Annotated in this window: 13 protein-coding genes and 1 pseudogene; 5 read left to right on the top strand and 9 right to left on the bottom strand. The window is 60.9% G+C overall.

Annotated elements, in window-relative coordinates; translation table 11 throughout:
* Positions 1-151 precede the first annotated feature (151 nt).
* Positions 152-1,375 carry a branched-chain amino acid ABC transporter substrate-binding protein gene (locus tag FB597_RS07855; RefSeq protein WP_144769005.1) on the bottom strand — a complete coding sequence of 408 codons (1,224 nt, stop codon included), beginning with the start codon at positions 1,373-1,375 and terminating at the stop codon, positions 152-154.
* Entirely contained in the window at positions 1,372-2,526 is a 1,155-nt protein-coding gene (locus FB597_RS07850; RefSeq protein ID WP_144769003.1) for a branched-chain amino acid ABC transporter substrate-binding protein, read from the bottom strand. Before FB597_RS07850 ends, FB597_RS07855 begins: the two co-directional genes overlap by 4 nt.
* Positions 2,527-2,878: 352 nt before the next feature.
* On the opposite strand from FB597_RS07850, the pseudogene FB597_RS07845 reads away from it, so the two are divergent.
* A pseudogene (locus FB597_RS07845) lies at positions 2,879-3,184 on the top strand (integrase core domain-containing protein); the annotation flags it as partial.
* 194 nt (positions 3,185-3,378) lie between these two features.
* Here FB597_RS07845 and FB597_RS07840 read toward each other — a convergent pair.
* The 5 genes from FB597_RS07840 to FB597_RS07820 form a co-directional block, all read right to left on the bottom strand.
* The gene (locus FB597_RS07840; RefSeq protein WP_144769001.1) at positions 3,379-4,239 is read right to left on the bottom strand and encodes a hypothetical protein; all 861 of its coding nucleotides are present in this window, start codon (positions 4,237-4,239) and stop codon (positions 3,379-3,381) included.
* A 502-nt stretch (positions 4,240-4,741) separates the two neighbouring features.
* Positions 4,742-5,419, bottom strand: coding sequence for a glycosyltransferase family 2 protein (locus FB597_RS07835; RefSeq protein ID WP_141913636.1), 678 nt, complete (start codon positions 5,417-5,419; stop codon positions 4,742-4,744).
* Entirely contained in the window at positions 5,416-6,018 is a 603-nt protein-coding gene (locus FB597_RS07830) for an SAM-dependent methyltransferase (protein WP_144768998.1), read from the bottom strand. The genes FB597_RS07835 and FB597_RS07830 overlap by 4 nt, the downstream gene beginning before the upstream one ends.
* Entirely contained in the window at positions 6,015-6,791 is a 777-nt protein-coding gene (locus FB597_RS07825; RefSeq protein ID WP_144768996.1) for a PIG-L deacetylase family protein, read from the bottom strand. The genes FB597_RS07830 and FB597_RS07825 overlap by 4 nt, the downstream gene beginning before the upstream one ends.
* Complete coding sequence (locus FB597_RS07820; protein WP_222428640.1) at positions 6,779-7,825, bottom strand: acyl-CoA dehydrogenase family protein; 1,047 nt, start codon at positions 7,823-7,825, stop codon at positions 6,779-6,781. The genes FB597_RS07825 and FB597_RS07820 overlap by 13 nt, the downstream gene beginning before the upstream one ends.
* Before the next feature lie 377 nt (positions 7,826-8,202).
* On the opposite strand from FB597_RS07820, the gene FB597_RS07815 reads away from it, so the two are divergent.
* Positions 8,203-10,623 carry a catalase gene (locus FB597_RS07815; RefSeq protein ID WP_144768994.1) on the top strand — a complete coding sequence of 807 codons (2,421 nt, stop codon included), beginning with the start codon at positions 8,203-8,205 and terminating at the stop codon, positions 10,621-10,623.
* 180 nt (positions 10,624-10,803) lie between these two features.
* On the opposite strand, the gene ligD is transcribed toward FB597_RS07815, so the two are convergent.
* Entirely contained in the window at positions 10,804-13,440 is a 2,637-nt protein-coding gene (gene ligD, locus FB597_RS07810) for a DNA ligase D (RefSeq protein ID WP_144768992.1), read from the bottom strand.
* Positions 13,437-14,450 (bottom strand): Ku protein, encoded by a 1,014-nt coding sequence (locus tag FB597_RS07805; protein ID WP_144768990.1) that lies wholly within the window; start codon positions 14,448-14,450, stop codon positions 13,437-13,439. The genes ligD and FB597_RS07805 overlap by 4 nt, the downstream gene beginning before the upstream one ends.
* Positions 14,451-14,738: 288 nt before the next feature.
* Between FB597_RS07805 and FB597_RS07800 the strand changes: the two genes are divergently transcribed.
* From FB597_RS07800 to FB597_RS07790, 3 genes are all read left to right on the top strand, one after another.
* Entirely contained in the window at positions 14,739-16,433 is a 1,695-nt protein-coding gene (locus tag FB597_RS07800; protein ID WP_144768988.1) for a thiamine pyrophosphate-binding protein, read from the top strand.
* 1 nt (position 16,434) lies between these two features.
* Positions 16,435-16,713, top strand: a complete 279-nt coding sequence (locus tag FB597_RS07795) for a hypothetical protein (RefSeq protein WP_144768986.1) — start codon at positions 16,435-16,437, stop codon at positions 16,711-16,713.
* Between the two features lie 400 nt (positions 16,714-17,113).
* Positions 17,114-17,881 (top strand): flagellar brake protein, encoded by a 768-nt coding sequence (locus tag FB597_RS07790; protein ID WP_144768984.1) that lies wholly within the window; start codon positions 17,114-17,116, stop codon positions 17,879-17,881.
* Positions 17,882-17,969: the final 88 nt, after the last annotated feature.

Below are 17,969 nucleotides of genomic sequence, written 5' to 3'. Positions count from 1 at the left end.
ACCGCAGGCTACGCTGCCGGCAACAACCCCAGCACCACTGCGGCTTGCCGCTTAGACTAACTTTAAGTCTGGACCAGTTGTTTCAGGCCGGTCATCATTGACGCAGCCGCATCTGAACTGAAATTCGCCGCTACCCTCGGGGCGGCATGACTCATTTTTCCGCGCTGGTGTTGATCACCCTCCACTTGTCGCGCTCGGCGCGCAGGATGGTAAATGCTGGATGAACAACATCGCCACTTGCATCGAAACTGATCAGGCCGGTGACGCCCTGGTAACGCAAGGCATGCAAACTGTCGATGACGGCCTTGCGATTGGTGGATTTGGCCTGTTCCACCGCCGCGATCAAGACATTGGCAGCATCGTAGGCAAACACCGTGAACGGATTGATCGGCACCGATGATTGCTTGTTGTAGGCGTTTTCAAAACGCTTCCAACCAGCCATTCTCTCCGGCGGCAAGCCCGACTCCAACATGATCGTCCCTTCGGCCGCATAGCCCGCTGTCTCTAAGAAGGCTAAGCTAGCTGCGCCGATCTGCGAACTGACCACCTTGGCACCGATATTCAGCCGCACTACGGAACTCGTCAACATGGCAGCCTGCTCCGCATTGCCGCCCCAGAAAATCAGCTCGGGTTTGGCAGCTCGCACCTGCTCCAGTGCGGCATTGAAATCGTAGGTACGTCCAGTCACCGAAAAGCGGCCAGCGACAATACCCCCTGCCTTGCCGAAGGAGGTGACGAAGGAATCGGCCAACCCGGTGCCAAACGGCGTACCATTATCGATCACAGCGATCCGCTTGACCTTCATGTTCTCGACAAGGTATCGGCTCAAATAATCCACCGCCGCGCCGTCGTGTCCAACTACGCGAAACACGCTGCGATGTCCCTGCCGGGTAAGAGAGCGGCCGGTCGAGGCTGGCGAGATATGAGCCAACATGGCAGCTTCGTAGCTGCCCTCGGTCGCCAGACTAACCGTGGTACTGGTATTTCCGATCACGCCGACTACGTCCGACTTGATAAAATAGTTCGCCACCGCCACCGCGGTATTTGGATTGTGCTTGTCGTCCTGAACCTGCAGCTTAAACACCGCACGCTTTCCCTGAAACCTGACGTTGCGCCGGTTGGCCTCGTCCACCGCCAGTTGCGCGGCATCAGCCAAGCTGCGCCCATACAGCTCGGGCATTCCCGACAAAGGCCCCGAGTAACCGATCGCGACCTCGACAGTATCGTCAGCCCAAGCGCTCCCGCCCGCCAGCAGTAAGATGAGCCATGCCCCACTGCGGAGCATGGCTGCCAGCGTCCGGCGCCGCGAACCATTGCCGCACCACCCGGACGCCGTTTGCCTTCGGAACAATGCCGTCCATCGTCCACTGTTCATTCTTTTCTCCCTCCGATGGTGCGTATTGCCATCCACTGCCGATTCTTGACCTGGTAAAAACTGAGGATCGGATTGCGCACGTTGCCCTCGGTGTCGAAGGCAATGCTGCCCGTCATACCTTCGTACCGAATCTCATGCAGGGTTTGCGTGATCTTGCGCCGATCCAGCGTATTAGCCTGCTTGATCGCCGCCGCCAACATCCGCACCGCATCGTAGACGAACGGCGCATAAATACTCATGTCCTCGCGCGCCGCACCCTGCGCCGAATAAGCCTTCTCGAAACGCTGCCACTGTTCACCCTTGTAGGAGCGCGCACCTGGCTCCAAACCTATCGTACCCTCGCCGGCATCGCCTGCGGTCTTGAGGAATAGCGCACTAACCAATCCGCTGCCACCGATCAGCGGCACTGTGGTACCGAAGCGCCTCATCTCTCGTACCAGTTGGCCCGCCTGGGCATCCAATCCGCCGAAGAAAATCACATCCGGTGCGGCCGCCTTGACGGCTTTCATCACGTCATTAAAGTCGGAGGTCTTATGGCTAATCCTGCCCTGCAGGACCACTTCGCCACCCAACGCCACAACCTGTTTGCTGAATTCGCCCGCATAGCCGGAACCGAAAGGCGTCCCATCGTCGATCACGGCGATGCGCCTAGCCTTCATCTCACGTAGAACGTATTCGGCAATCATAACGACCCCTTCATCATCATGCGCCACAATGCGAAAAGTGGTCGAAAACGCCTGTTGCGTATAGCTGCGCGCAGTCGAACCGGGCGCAATCTGCGCCAACTCTACCTCGTTATAGATGCGTGAGGCCAAAAGGCTAACACCTGAATTCCAATGCCCCACCACCCCCACTACATCACTCTTGACCAGATAGTTAGCCACCAACACACCAGTGCGCGGATCAGAACGGTCATCTTGGCTGAGCAGCTTGAACACTAGCTTGTCGCCATTAAGGTAGATCGGTTGCCGATTAAGATCGTCTATCGCGATCTGCGCAGCACGCACCAAACTAGCGCCGGTCGCAGCTGAAGGCCCCGACAAGGGCGCCGCACAACCAATGACGACCGTCCGGTCTGCCGCCTGTGTCATCCCGGCCAGCAATAAGCTGGCGATAGCCCACAGCCATCGCCGACGATACGATACATTCATAATCCCCCCCCACACATACCTTACCGATCCAAGGTATTTTATCCATGAGCGCGCGCTCCTCCGCTTAATCAATCTCCGCCAGATATAGTGTCAAGCACTTGCCCACCATAACTAGAACTCATTTCATAAATAGGAGTGAGCTCTATACAAAATGACAATTGCATTTTTCCCAACGGCAAAGATATTTACCTGACGACAATGCAATGCATGGGCACTCAACGAGGTAGCGCTGGCCCCGCTCATTGCCCTACTCTGCCGCAGGTCTCGGTGAACGATCATCCTATCGTATAAAGTCTGAATGGTACGGTTCGCCCTGCACGAACCCAAGATCGCGGACACGATTGCCAGGTGCAGTAACAGGTGCACTCAATATTGCTCGACGTATTACCAGGAAATCCATCGCCGACATGGTTTGGTCTGTTCGATGACAGATGACTACGACTGCTACCAGAATGCTCTGGCCGAGCGAGTCAATGGCATCCTCAAGGGCGAGTTCCTTCTGAACCGTCCTGAGAATCTGGCGCAAGCTGCGAAGATGGTTGCGCAATCGGTAAGGATGTATAACCGAGAGAAGCCGCATATAGCCTTGAAATACAAAACGCCCGATGCTGTGCATCGGGCGTTTTGCATGGCAGTAAAACCTGTCAATCTATTTTAGGACTGGACAACTGTCTTAGCCTGCGCAGACATGACTTCTGCCTCGCGCAGCTTGTGAATGATGTCTGCGGACGTAAATCTCTTCTTGGGCATGGTCTGACTCTCCTTTTCAATAGCATATGGAATTTCAAGTCGGACCAGTTTTTCAGGTCAAGTCACCGGAAGGGCATATCATCGGCCTGGGTGAAGTGTTTTTCAAAGATGAGTATATGGCATTCCAGAATGAAAAGCCTTATAAATGGCGGCATTAAATTTATCGGCTATAGCCTGGTTGGTTTCAGCTCTAATTTCATTGACGGATTTAAAAAGATCGTACATCCATTCATCATCTGTCCCTATTAATTTTGCAGGGTGCAGTGAGCCGCCTGTCATCAAGGACTGGTCTAGAGAAGCATAATGGTCATAACAATTAGCCTGCCATCTAATCCACTCTTGAGCCAGTTCCGGATATTCCGATAGCTTCTCCTTTGTTTCATGGCGCAATAAGTGCGAGTTGATCCTTCTTTGATTATGTTCATTTATTCCTTTGAATTCGTCTTTTTGAAGGTCATATTCGACCGTGGACATTGCTCCATGAAGTCCATATTCTTCTACAGAACGCTTATCTAGAAATTCACTATCATTGGTTAAATTCCTTTCGTTTACGCTATGAATTTCGTTGTGCACGTCTCCGTAAGGAAGAGTTCGTTCATCCATGGCGTCCTTGATGGAAAAGGAAAAGGCAAGAGAGCCGTTGTCGAGTTTAATAATAGATGCTTGAAATCTGTCTTGATAGGCAGGGTACGCCATATGTTTAAGATCAAAAAACATTACGGCCCTATTAAGCACAAATTCGGTTTTATTATTTTCGGATGGATTTTCGTTTGCATGGGTCAGGTCGTAGATTTTATCCAGTGCGCTTTTTGAATCGGTTCCGCAAAACCAATCCTTAATTTTTTCCCAAATTCCAATATGGATAGATGTTTCTTTTGATGAGCCTTCAATGGCGCGTTGGATGAGTTTATCGCTGAGGGTTCTGTTGAAAAAACAGGATCCGCTGTTAAGAATCATTGACATGGGTGTACTCCGTTTAATGAAATAAATTTCAGCTAGTTGCTCTGTCGTGTTTTCAGAGCGCGGAATTGCAGCGTAAGAGAGGGCACATGCGCGCGGAGCGAAAGTGATTTCCTGCTTATTCAGAATGGGCTATCGGGAAGTTGCGATTGCGCGGCCTGGTTTAACCCTATGTGCTGTGGATTGTTGTGAGCGTGAACTATTGCAGACCGCCAGACGGTTGCCGTGAATTTTGACGACTGGATGCTTTCATTCTGAACTCCATGGATATCGCTAAATCCTCGGTCACATGGCGTCGGTATTTACGTGAGCATTCTTTCGGTTTGGATCTATGTGCGCAATATTTCTAAACGATATCTGAATCGCCCCCGGAAACTCTAGACACTCCACAGCCTAAAATCGATATGACAACGGGCCAGAATACCTGAGTGCGGCAATCACCCATTGGGCATCGGTGCCATCTCGGCAACCGACTGGTTGCCCGCCTCGGCAGGACTATCCGCCGTCAAGGATACCCGCGCTCGATGGATACAGGCTGCGCCCAACTGCGCAAGGTGTCGCCGAAGCCGCCGCGCGACTTGCTGGCCAGTCGCGCGCTGGTGGTCACGCGCGGCGCCGCACTCCAGGCGATGGCAGCGCCGGTGGCTTGCAGCGCTCGCACCAGATCGACGTCTTCATGGCAGGAGAGCGGCTTGAAGCCGCCGCAACGCAGGTAGGCCTCGGCCGAGATGCCGAAGTTGGCGCCGTGGATATGGCCGTGGCCGTCGCGGTCGCAATATTCCGACCGGAATTTCTCCCAGACATGGCGCGGGTGTTCGCGCCAGTCCGCCACGCCGACCGTGCCGCAGACAGCATCGGCACGCAGCGCCAGCTGGGTCGTGAGCCAATCGGGCGCGACCAGCGTGTCGGCATCGGTGAATGCCAGCCAGCGCGCGCCGCCGGCCAGCATGCGCTGCGCCCCGTGTGCGCGCGCATGGCCGACATTCATGGCGTCGACGTATTCGATATCCACGTGATGGCGGCGGGCAACGGCGGCGGAATCGTCGGTGCAGGCGTCGAGCACCACCACGATACGCACCGGTTCGAGCAGAAGGGTTGGATGTGTGGCAGAGATGCGTGCGGCGGCGAGGCAGCCGTCCAGCAACTCTTCCTCATTGTGGGCCGGGATGACGATGCCGATCATGCGGCTTCTCCCGTGCTTCGCTTCTGCCATATGTCGAGGCGAAATTCCTCATCTTCGTAGTGTGCGCAGACGCGCAGTGCGCCGTGTGCCGTAAACAGGGCGTGGATGGCCGCTGTTTCCTGCTGCCTGTCGTCGAAGGGGCGCTTCCAGTGGCAGGCCAGCAGGTGGCCTGCGGGAAGGAGGCTGTCAACGGACTGTGAGACGGTCGTGCGCAGTTGTTCGTCGTCCAGGTAGTAGCACAACTCGGACAGCACGATGAGGTCGAATGCCGGCTCCCCGCCGACGGGCCACTGCTCCGGCAGGCATTCTTTGGAGACCTGCACATGGCTGTGCCCGTTGACGCGCTCAAGCGTCAGGCGCACAGCTTCGTCACAGAGATCCGAGGCGAGCAGGCGCTCGCAGCACCCAGCCAGCTCGACGGTGAGTGCGCCATTGCCGCAGCCGGGCTCATAGACGCTGGAAAAGTGTGGCTTGGGCAAAGTGGCGAGCAGGATGGACAGCTTGCGTCGTTCATACCAGCTGTCGGCGGTATGCCAGGGATCAGCGCTGCTGGCATACAAGGAGCGGAAGTGCTCGGCGGTGGTCGCAAGTGCAGTCATAAGAAAAATACCTCGTAAGGACGGACGAAGTGAGCCAGGACGTTAGCCGGGAGAACCGGCATGCGGCCCTCATCCTCGGCTATCTGGCTCCGGTAACATTGCATCGCCAGGCGCTTGCTGCGTTCTGCGGACGGCGTCAGGTGCAGGCTCCTGGCACGCCCCCAAGGGAGGCGCGAATCGTCGGGGCGGGCCCAATGCCAGGTCCAGATGGGCACCTCGACCAGCTTGCAGCCAATCTCCTGTTCCATCTCGTTCGCCGCATGGCCTGCGGCCTCGTGATCGGGATGTCCATCCAGCCTCCAGGGCGCGAACAGGATGTCGGTCGGGTGCAGGTAAGCGCGCAACCACTTCTTGAGTTCAGGAAGATACGCCGTCACCGCGCCGTCCGGAATGCATACGTGCTGGATGGCGGCGTCGCCAAGGCCAAGATGGCGCAAGGCGCTGAGGCTTTCGCGGGCGCGCATTTCCGGCAGCCGGGCGTGCAGCTTCGATTCTTGCGGATGGCTGCCTTCGCCATCGCTGACCGCCACCACGCTGACTTGCCGGCCCAGCGCCGCCAGGCTGCCGATCAGGCCGCCGCAGCCCAGCGTTTCATCGTCGGGATGCGGCGCCAGGATGACTGCGCGGGAGCGTGCGGGCGCCAGCTCGCAGAGCTCGACTGCCGGCAGCGCCTCGAGCTTGCCGCAAGCTTGCCAGACATGCTCCGGCGTGCCGCCGTCGATGTCGATATGGCGGGACGGCGCATCCTTTACGCAGGCATTCAGAGTCGCCATGGCGACTCCTCGCCCTCAATGCATAAGGTGCCGAGCTGCGCCAGATCCCGCTCCGCATGGCTCTGGCGCAGGAACACCGGGAGGTCGGCCAGGATGCGTGCGCTGTGGCGATCCAGGCAATAGGGAGCAGGCCCCAGGGCGCGGCCGACATGGCCAAGTACAGCCTGGCTGGCAGCCTCTACCTGCAGGCGGGTGGACAGGGCCAGCCGGTCGACAGTAGTGGCCGGGTTCGCATCGATGAAACGCGCGCTCTCGCGCAGCTGGTTCAGCGCACCGCTCAACTGGCAGTCGGCCTCGCCCAAGTGCGCCAATCCATGCGGGTCGTTCTTATTGTGCAATGCCTGGCGCAGCTTTTCCGCCAATGCAACGCCTGCGCCATACCAGCCAGCGGCGATGCCGATGGCACCGTGCCAGAACCCTGGCCGTTCCAGGTAGAAGCCGGGCGCTCCGACCGGAGTCGCATGGACGCCAGTGAGCCTGACGGTGGCCGTGCGCGTGGCAGCCATGCCCACGGCTTTCCATCCATCGTCTTCCAGCGCGATACCGTCCTGCCCCAGATCCACCGCGGCCAGGCAGGCTTGTCCCTGTTCGTTGCGATAGCTGAGCAGTGCGTGCGTGGCGAACATCGCGCCGGAACACCAGCGTTTTTCTCCGTCAAGCACCAGCGATCCTTGCGCCGCGATACGGCGCGCATGCAGCATCGCACCGGCAGGCTCCGCACACCACACGCCCCACACGGATAGCGGCGGGATGTCGGTGACGCCGGCCTCGGCCAGGATGGCCTGCGCATCGGTATGGGCTTCATACAACTTGAACAGGCTCAGGTCGCGTCCGGCGATGGCGGCCAGCACCCGCCATCGTTCCAGTGTGGCGCCGCTGCCGGGCAGCGGCAGGAGATCGAGGCGGTTGTCGACGATCTCGCACAGGATGTCGCCCACCAGGGATGGCAGCGCTTCCTGGGGGCACTGGTCGATGCGCTCTGCGATGAGCTCGTTGAGCATACAAGCGATACTGGAACCGTCGGTAGCTGCCATGGTTTCGTGATGGAGAAGAGGAACGGGAACGAAGCTGGGCCAAGCTTGAGTATCGTGAAAGCCGGTTCGCCTGAATGTCGGCAGACGGCGCAGCGCATCGTAGGAATATGACCCGATTTCAACGGCAACGCAGGAAATGAACCTGGACGATGTCCGCCTGTTGTTCGAATAGCAGGGCTGTGCCATGTACGCCCAGGCCTGCCGCGAATGCGGGAGCCGCGGCGCCCGCCAACTCTTCTTCAGCATGTCTGACCGCCGATGTCGGCGCCGTCTTATGGCCTGTCGTCCGACGCCTGCCTATGCTGGCAACTCTTCGTGCGCGCCCTGCGCGTTCCCTAGCCAGCCTCCCCCCACAGCATTTGAAACGAGAGTACGCCATGCCGACCAAGAAAGCTCCTGCCGCAAAAAAAACCTCCGCCTCTGGATCAGGCAAGCCCGGTTCGGGTTCGCTGCTGTCCACCATGTCGGGACCTGCCGACGGCAAGCCTGCATTTGGCGCCGGCGAGTATTCGCCGACGGCGCTGTTGCAAAAGATTGCCGGCGTCAATGCCGTCTCGGCGGGCCTGCCGAACAATCCCGCCAAGCCGGGCGAGATCGGCGCCCGGGGACGGACCGCGCCGACCGGCGCCACCGTCGAAGCCCCCGATCCGGTGGTGCATGGCAGCACCGTCACCGAAGCCCATGGCTCGGTTAAGACCGGCGCCGCGCAACCGGTGCCGGGCGCCAACGCGCTGGCCGGCTCGCTGGACCGCGTGCGCGCCGATGATAGCGGCCAGGCGCTGACCAGCAACCAGGGCGTACCCGTCTCGGACAACCAGAATTCGCTCAAGGCAGGGTTGCGCGGCCCGACCGCGATGGAGGATTTTCTCCTGCGCGAGAAGATCACCCACTTCGACCACGAGCGTATTCCCGAGCGTGTAGTGCATGCGCGCGGATCGGCCGCGCACGGTTACTTCGAGTGCTACAAGGCGCTGACCGAGCTGACCTGTGCGGCCCCCTTTGCCGAGGACGGCAAGCGAACGCCGGTGTTCACGCGCTTCTCGACCGTGGCAGGCGGCGCCGGCTCGGCCGACACGGTGCGCGACGTGCGCGGCTTCGCCGTCAAGTTCTATACTGACGAAGGCAATTGGGACCTGGTGGGCAATAACATCCCCGTGTTCTTCATCCAGGATGCGATGAAGTTTCCCGACCTGGTGCATGCGCTGAAGCCGGAGCCGCATTTCGGCATGCCGCAGGCCTCCAGCGCGCACGACACCTTTTGGGACTTCGTCTCGCTGATGCCGGAATCCACCCATATGCTGCTGTGGCAGATGTCGGACCGCGCCATTCCACGCAGCTACCGCATGATGCAGGGCTTCGGCGTGCATACCTTCCGACTGGTCAATGCCGATGGCAAGTCGGTGTTCTGCAAGTTCCACTGGACGCCCAAGGCCGGCACCCATTCGCTGATCTGGGACGAAGCGGTCAAGATCGGCGGCGCCGATCCCGACTATCACCGACGCGACCTGTGGGAAGCCATCGAGGCCGGCGCCGCGCCCGAGTGGGAGTTGAGCCTGCAGGTCTTTTCCGAAGACGAGGCCGAGGGCATGCCCTTCGACATCCTCGACCCCACCAAGATCGTGCCCGAAGAGCTGGTGCCATTGATCCCGGTGGGCCGCATGGTGCTCAACCGCAATCCCGACAACTTCTTCGCCGAGACCGAGCAGGTGGCGTTCTGCACCGCGCATATCGTGCCGGGGATCGACTTCACCAATGACCCGCTGCTGCAAGGACGCATCCATTCCTACCTGGATACCCAGATCAGCCGGCTGGGCGGGGCCAACTTCCACGAGCTGCCGATCAACTCGCCGCTGCGCGCCGTCCATAACAACCAGCGCGACGGCATGCATCGCCAGACGTTGCATCGCGGCCGTGTCGCCTACGAGCCCAATTCGCTGGGCGGCGGTTGCCCGTTCCAGGCCGGGGCCGCGGGTTTCAAGAGTTTCCCGCAGCCGGTCGAGGGCGACAAGATACGGGCCAAGCCGGAGAAGTTCGCCGATCACTATTCGCAGGCGCGGCTGTTCTGGCAAAGCCAGACTCTGGCCGAGCAGCTGCACATCGTCAACGCCTTCCGCTTCGAGCTGACTCGCGTGCAGACGCCGGCCGTACGCCAACGGGTGGTGTCGCTGCTGGTCAATGTCGATCCCATGCTGGCGCAACAGGTGGCGGAGGGACTGGGCTTGGAGGTGCCGGAGGCGGCGCCCGTCTTGGTGGCGGATGCGCCTCGATATGCCGTTTCGCCGGCGCTGTCGCTGACAAGTTATCCGGGCGATACCGGCATTGCCACCCGCCGCGTGGCCGTGCTGGCCGCCGATGGCGTCGACGGCGCCATGCTCAGGCACGTCTATGAACACCTGCTGCAGCGGGGTGCGGTACCGCGGCTGGTGGGGCAGAAACTGGGAGCGATCACCTGCTCGGCGGGCCAGCCCTTCCAGGTGGAGATCACGCTGTCGGCCGCGCCGTCGGCGCTGTACGACGCGATGGCGATTCCCGATGGCGAACAGGCCGCCACGCTCCTGGCGGCCGATCCCCTGGTGGCGGAGTTCGTGCGTGACCAGTATCGCCATTGCAAGCCCTTGCTGGTCGTGGGCAGCGCGAGCTCGGTGATCGACAAGGCCGAACTCCCCAATGTGTTGCCCAACGGTGATGACGACTTCTCGCTGGCGGTGGGCGATGCCGGCCAGTTGCCCGAGCTGTTGCAGCAATTTGTCGAGGCGCTGGCCGGACAGCGCGAGCTGGGCCGCGAGGCGTTGGCGTGAGGGCGGCAGGCGTCGGGAGCGGCGCGGATCCGGCCCTCATCTTCCGACGCTGCCCCCGCTGTCGGAAGATGCCCGGCGGAGATGGCGCCCTGTGCCGATAGCCCTGCGCCGCCGCTCTGATTAATCAGGAAACACCCGAGGCGGCAACCACGAACAGCACGAAGTGAATGGATGCTTTGTTTATTTAGCCAGAGCGGGGAATGCCTTCAATGCTCCTTCGGTCAGCCGCTGATTGGATTTTTCAATGTTTTTCCAAGGATCACTTCTTTGCAGTATTTGCACGCGGTCGGCCATATTGGCAACGCGGAATCTGTCGGGCCCGGTTCCGTCCTCAAGCTCCTCCCAGGTGATCGGTACCGAGACCGGCGCGCCATCCCTGGCTCGTACCGAATAGGCGGCCACGGTGGTTGAACCGGGCGCATTGCGCAGGTAGTCGACGAAAATCTTGCCGCCGCGCGCAGCCTTGGTCATGCGCGCGATGAAGCGATCCGGAAGATGGCGCGCCAGATGCGCTGCCACGCGGTGCGCCCAGCCCTTGACGATGTCCCAGCCATGCTCCGGCCGGATCGGCACGATCAGGTGCAGTCCCTTGCCGCCCGAGGTCTTGAGGAAGGACTCCAGCCCCACCTCCTGCAACAGGCCGCGCAGAAGCTGGGCGCCTTCCGCCACCGTCGGCCACGGTACGTCGGGCGCCGGATCGAGATCGAACACGACACGGTCCGGCTGCATCAGCGCGCGCCCGGTGGCGCCCCAGAAATGCAGTTCCAGCACGCCCATCTGCACCGTCGCCACTAATCCGGCGACATCGTTGACCATCATGTACTGCGCCGTGCCATCGCCTTCCGGCACCTCGATCGGCGCGATGGCATCCGGCATGCCCTGGCCGGCGTGCTTCTGGAAAAAACACTTGCCGGCATGGCCTTCCGGACAGCGCACCAGCGACAGCGGGCGCTGCTTCAACTCAGGCAGGATCCAGCGCGCCACGCTCTGGTAGTAGCGCGCCAACTCCAGCTTGGTCAGGCCGGTATCGGGGAACAGGATTTTTCCGGGATGCGTGAGCTTGACGCCTTCCACCGTCACCGGCGCCGACTGGTCGATCTGCCTGGCCCGGTTGCGGGCGCCGGTTTTCTTGCGGGACGAACCGGTCTTCGCAGCGCCGCCGTCGCTCATCGCCGGCGCGCTGTGCTGCTCGGTTTCGCGCACGATGTCGCGTGGTTTCTTGTCCTCGCGCAACGCGACAAAGGTGCCATGTCGCACGATGCCGGCCTGGGTCCATTGCGCAAACTTCACCTCGGCTACCAGCTTCGGTGCGATCCAATGCATGCCGCGCAGTTGCCTGCCACCCGGCGGGTTGGCGAAGGCCGGATGATCTTGCTCCAGCGACTTGAACTGCTTCAGCAACGAAGCCAGTAGCCGTTCGTCGAAACCGGTACCCACGCGGCCCGCGTAACGTAAGGCGCCGTCGCTGTCGTAGACGCCGACCAGGATGGCGCCGAAGCCGCTGCGTTGTCCAGCCGGATCGGTGTAGCCGCCGATCACGAACTCCTGGCGCCGCTCGCACTTGATCTTGAGCCAGTTGCGGTCGCGCCGCCCGGTATAGGGTGCATCCACGCGCTTGGCGACGATCCCCTCCATGCCGTGCCGACAGGCATGCCTGAATACTTCGCTCGCGTGGCCGACGATATGCTCGCTGTACAGCAGCAGGCCCTCTTCGTCAGCGCCGGGGATCAGCTCGCGCAGCAACTGCTTGCGTTGGAGTAGCGGCAGTTCGCGCAGGTCATGGCCGTTCAGGTATGGCAGGTCGAAAGCATACAGCGCCAGGCGCACGCCATCGGCCTGCTGCCGCTCGCCGTTGGCGTAGTTCTGCAGCGCCTCGAAGCTGATGCCGCCATGCTGGTCCAGCGCCACTACCTCGCCATCGATCCAGGCATCGTCTAGCGGCAGCTTTTCCAGCGCGCGCACCAGTACCGGCCAGCGTTTGCTCCAGTCCAGGCCTTCCCGGGTATAAATGGCGGCGTGTCCCCCGGCGATACGGCACAAGCCCCGATATCCGTCGAACTTCATCTCCGACAGCCATTCGTCGCCGTCCGGCGCCTGTGCCGCCAGCGTGGCCAGTTCGGCCTCAATGCGGGCCGGCATGCGCGCAGGCTTGAGCGCGGACTTGGGCGCAGCGGCCTGCACCGGCCCGGCCTTGGGCCTGAACGTCGATTGGGTGGACCTGCGCGCTTTCTTCGGCGGCCCGTCGCCCCGGCCGGCCACGCTTTCCGGGCGCAGATCTGTGATGGCGGCCTGCTTGCCGCGCTGGGCGGCGCCGTCATCTTCCTTGATCAGCAGCCAGTTTTCCTTGCCGTGATCGTCGGCATGGCCCATGCGCACCAGCGCCCAGCGGCCTTCCAGCTTTTCGCCGCGCAGCTCGAAGGCCAGATGACCTTTCTTCAGACCGGCCTGGGGGTCGCCTGCGGGCGCCCATTCGCCGCGATCCCACAACACCACGTGACCGGCGCCGTACTGGTGCTCGGGGATGTCGCCCTCGAAGCTGCCATAGTCCAACGGATGGTCTTCCACCCGCACCGCCAGGCGCTTGTCGTGCGGATCCAGGCTGGGCCCCTTGGGTACGGCCCAGCTCTTGAGCACGCCGTCCAGTTCCAGCCGGAAATCGTAGTGCAGGCGGCGCGCATGGTGGCGCTGGATAAAGAATTGCAGCCTGTCGGGCGTAGCGCGCTTGTCCACCTTGCGCTCAGGCGTGCCACCCAACGGCTCGGGCGTGATGCTGAAGTTGCGTTTGGCGCGATAGCGGTCGAGATGATTGGCGCTCATGCCTGAGCCCTCCTGGCGCCACTGCGGCCGGATGCGGTGCGTGCGGCGGTGGCGGATTTGGCGGCATTGTGCTTGGCCCCGGACTTGGTCGCGGCCGCTTTCTTTGCGGCCGGCTTGCGGACCGGCAGCTTGTGGACGCTGGCGCCCTTCGCGGCGCGGGGCTTGGCCGGCGCATCATCGACCGCCTGGCGCGACGCGCCGGCGCTCTTGCCTCGCCCTTCCAGGCTGCCCTTGAGCAGGGCCATCAAGTCCACCACCTTGCCGCTGCCCGGAGAAGCGACGGACTGTTCCTCCGGCTCGGCCACTTCGTGGGTCTGGCCGCTTTTGATCTTCTTGTTGATAAGGGCCAGCACGTCGTCGCGATAGGTGTCGCGAAATTGCTCCGGCGCCCAGTCGGCCGACATGTGCTCGACCAGCGCCCGCGCCATTTCCACTTCCTGCTTCGACACTCCGGATTTCTTCGCGGTGCGCGACGGCACCGCAATGTCGTCCGGCGCGCGCAGTTCGGTCGGGTAGCGCAAGGTGATCAGGTTCAGCATCTCGCCCTGCGGCAGCAGCGCCGCCAGGTGCTGGCGCGTGCGGATCACGATCTGGGCGATGGCCATCTTGCCGCTCGCCAGCAGGGTTTCGCGCAACAGGGTATACGCCTTGTCGCCAACCTTGGCCGGCGCCAGGTAGTACGGCTGTTCGTAATACAGGATCGGCACCTGCCCGACCTCGACGAAGCTCTGGATATCGATGCTCTGCGTAGCCTCGACATTGGCGCGGCGCAGGTCCTCGTCGGACATCAGCACGTATTTCCCCTCTTCGTATTCGTAGCCCTTGATGATGTTTTCCCACGACACTTCGCGCCCGGACTTCTTGTTGACGCGCTTGTAGCCGACCGGCGCCAAGTCGCGACGGTCGAGCATGTGAAAGTCCAATTCGTCCTTCTTTTCGGCGGTGTAGAGCTCGACCGGAATGTTGATCAGGCCGAAGCTGATCGCTCCCGTCCACAATGCGCGGCGCATGGCTGTCTCCGTTATCGTCATCACTCATGGAACATTATCGAAGCGCGTGTGGCGCGGCGCAGTCGGCCGGTGGATGAAGGGAGCGTAGGAATACGCCCGAAGCAGCCGTTGAATGCCGGTCTCTTGCTGTTCATCAAGGCGAATCGGCCGCAGGAAGATCCGGCTTTCCTACAGTGAGACTTTCCTACAGGGATTTACCGCTCCCGCCGATACATGCCGGATGCCAACGGGATTAGTCTCAAACGAACACCCTTTCGCTGTATCCCGTTCACTTTTGATGGAGCCGCCATGTCCGCCACCGTAGCAGAAACCCTCATCGACACGCTTTACCGGATCGGCGTGCGCCAGATCTTCGGCGTAGTCGGCGACGCCTTGAACCCGCTCACCGAAGCCATCCGCCGCGACAAGCGCATCGAATGGATCGGCGTACGCCACGAGGAAGGCGCGGCGCTGGCCGCTGCCGGCCAGGCCAAGCTGACCGGGCAGTTGGCTGTATGCTGCGGCACCACCGGCCCGGGTTCCAACCACCTGGTGGCCGGCCTGTACGAAGCGCGCAAGGATCATGCGCCGGTGTTGGCGATCTCTGGCGGCGTACCGGCCGCCAGGCGCGGCACCGACTACCTGCAGGAAAATATGCCGGACATCCTGTTCCGCGACGTGGCCTGCTACACGCAGACCGTGACCAGCGCGGAGCAGGCGCCCGCCGTGTTCCACCAGGCTATCGCCCAGGCCTATGCGCAACGCGGCGTGGCCCACCTGAACATTCCGGCTGACGTGATCGGCGCCAAGGTGGCGGAAACAGTGCCCAGCCTCGCCACGCTGCGCCGGCGTACCGACTTGGCGCCGGACCAGGCAGAAATCGACGCCGCCGCCAAGCTGATCAACGAGGCGAAGACGGTCGCCATTTTCGCCGGCAACGGCTGTCGCGACGCCATCGATGACGTGCTGGCGCTGGCCGCCAAGCTGCAGGCGCCGGTGATGCATACCTTCAAGGCCAAGGACATGGCCGCTTTCAACCATCCGCACTGGATCGGCGGCGTCGGCCTGATCGGCGGCGCGCCCGGCACCGATGCGCTGCATGATGCCGAGCTGATGCTCATGCTCGGCTCAGACTATCCCTATTCCGAATTCCTGCCGACCAAGAACCGCGTAATCCAGATCGACGAGCGAGGCTTCGTGTTGGGCCGGCGCGCGCCGGTGGAGCTGGGCATCACCGGCTCGGTGGCGCCCGCGGTGAAGCAGCTGCTGGCGCAGGTAGAGGGCAAGACTGACAGCGCCTTCCTCAACAAGGTTAATGCCGACCGCGAGAAATGGAACGCCTCACTGGATCGCGATGCCGAGACAAAGCGCCACAGCAAGAAGATCAAGCCGCAGCGCGCCGCACGCCGTTTGGGCGACCTGGCGCAGGACGATGCGGTGTTCGTAATCGACACCGGCGTGGTCACGCTATGGTGCGGCAACTGGATCCGCCAGAGCGGGCGCCAACGTATCCTCGCCTCGTTCAACAATGCCGCGGTCGGCACCTCACTGGGCCAGGCCAACGGCATCCAGGCGCTGGACCGCGCGCGCCAGGTGGTGGTAGCGGTCGGCGACGGCGGCTTCACAATGCTGCTGGGCGAGTTCATGACCAGCGTCGAGCACAAGCTGCCGGTCAAGGTGATCGTGTTCAACAACCGTGAATGGGGCCTGGTGCATCTGGAGATGGAAGAAGCCGGGCTACCGGCCTTTGAAGGCTCAGAATTTCCCAACCCGGACTTCGCCGCCTTCGCCCAGGCCTGCGGCGCACAGGGTTTCACCGCGCGCACTCCCGATGAACTCGACAACGGCATCGCGCAGCTGCTGGCCGCGCCCGGCCCGGCGGTGTTGAACGTCTTCATCGATGCCGCCGAGCTGCCGACCATGCCGCACATCAAGATAGAGCAGATCTGGCGCTTCGGCATGGCCAAGGTACGCGAAAGCCTGATCTCGATGAAAGGAGGCTGACATGAATTCACCGGCCAATTCCGATGCCGTTGTTGAGCGTCAGCGCGAGCACTATGCCGAAGAGTTACGGACCCGCTTCACCGACTATAAACGGTGGGCAATGAGCAACTGGCCGGTCAAAGAGCAGGCGCTGACCGACGCTGCCTTCGTAGCCGCCGAGCGCGAGCTGGAACTGATCACCGGTGCGATGCTGCATCCCGGCCGCAAGCCGGATACGGCTTCCATGGGCACTGGGCAGCAGTCACAGTTTGAAGATGTGACCCCGGCACCTTGGCCTTGAGTTATGGAGGATATTTTTTGAGGAGGTAATTTTTTCTTAGAATCAAATAAATTCCTTTAATTTCAGCATATTAAAGCCGATGTTAAAGCGAATCTATCATCAGACACCGATTCGAAACAGTCCGGTAGAAGCCGGAAAGTCGTGCCCCGTGTGTGGGCGTTTTTTTGTTTTTAAATCAAGACAGTTCATTCCTTCCTGCGCCGCCAGACGGTCTGCCTTGCAAACGCCGCCTGAAATGGCAAAAAACCCCATCTCGACCGGCCTGCAGACCCGATTTTCGATTGCCGCATGGAAAGCCGGGTGCTATTCTATGACGTCGTTTTCGGCGCCTGTTGGCTGTGGCGCATGGCAACGGCATCACCTGATTCTTCCTTGAATAGGCTCGTGGGGGGTCTTACAAATGGACAATAATGCGCTTGAATCAGAAGACGCAGGATACCAAGTGTCTTCCAAGAGGGAAATCATTGGGCTATTGAGCACAATGATGAAAGAAAATCTCGAGCTGTCCATCCGGCTCAAGGATATGGAAGAGGCGATTGCGACTTCCATCTTGCGCATGGAAGAGGACGTCATGTTCATCAAGGCGGCGCCGACCCCCAGCCTGAACAAGGCGATCGTGGAAAGCAGCGACGTGATTTTTGCCGCCAATCCGCGCAACGCCTTGATCAAGTTTTCCGCCAAGCAGGTCCGTCACACTGAACCCCACGAGCAGTTTTTGGCGCTGAAGGTCGACATCCCCGATCAACTGGTGCGCATACAGCGGCGCGAATTTTTCCGCATTGCCATTCCGTCGACCTCATCCCTGCGCTGCAAGATCCGTTTCACTTCGCCCGACGGGAAGTTCAACCTGGTCTGGGTTGCCATCAGCAATATCAGCGCGGGAGGCGTCGGCATCACCGACAAAAGCGCGTCGGTGCCATTGCAGGTGAATACCGTTTATGACGATTGCCACCTGGAATTGGGGATGGCCACGACCGTCCCCATCAGGCTCAAGGTGCGGTCGCTCAAAAAAGAAGAGCAGCCCAACGCAAGCCATATCCACCATTTTGGCTGTGAATTCGTGGAGACCCCGCGCGCTGTTCTGGCGTCCATTCAAAAATTCATCTTGCAATTGGAACGCGAACAGAATGCCCAAAAAATAAAAATCAAGGACGATCCCGCCAAATAAATCGTAGTGCGGTATCGCGATGTCTTTCTATTTCCCGGCACGCGCCGTTTTTGCCCTTTCCTCCCTGTCCCTGCCCCCACGCTGACCC

Origin of the sequence: Herbaspirillum sp. SJZ099 (genome assembly GCF_007828355.1) — a bacterium.
In the GTDB taxonomy this organism is placed as follows: Bacteria; Pseudomonadota; Gammaproteobacteria; order Burkholderiales; family Burkholderiaceae_D; genus Herbaspirillum.
This window is presented reverse-complemented; position numbering and strand designations above follow the sequence as displayed.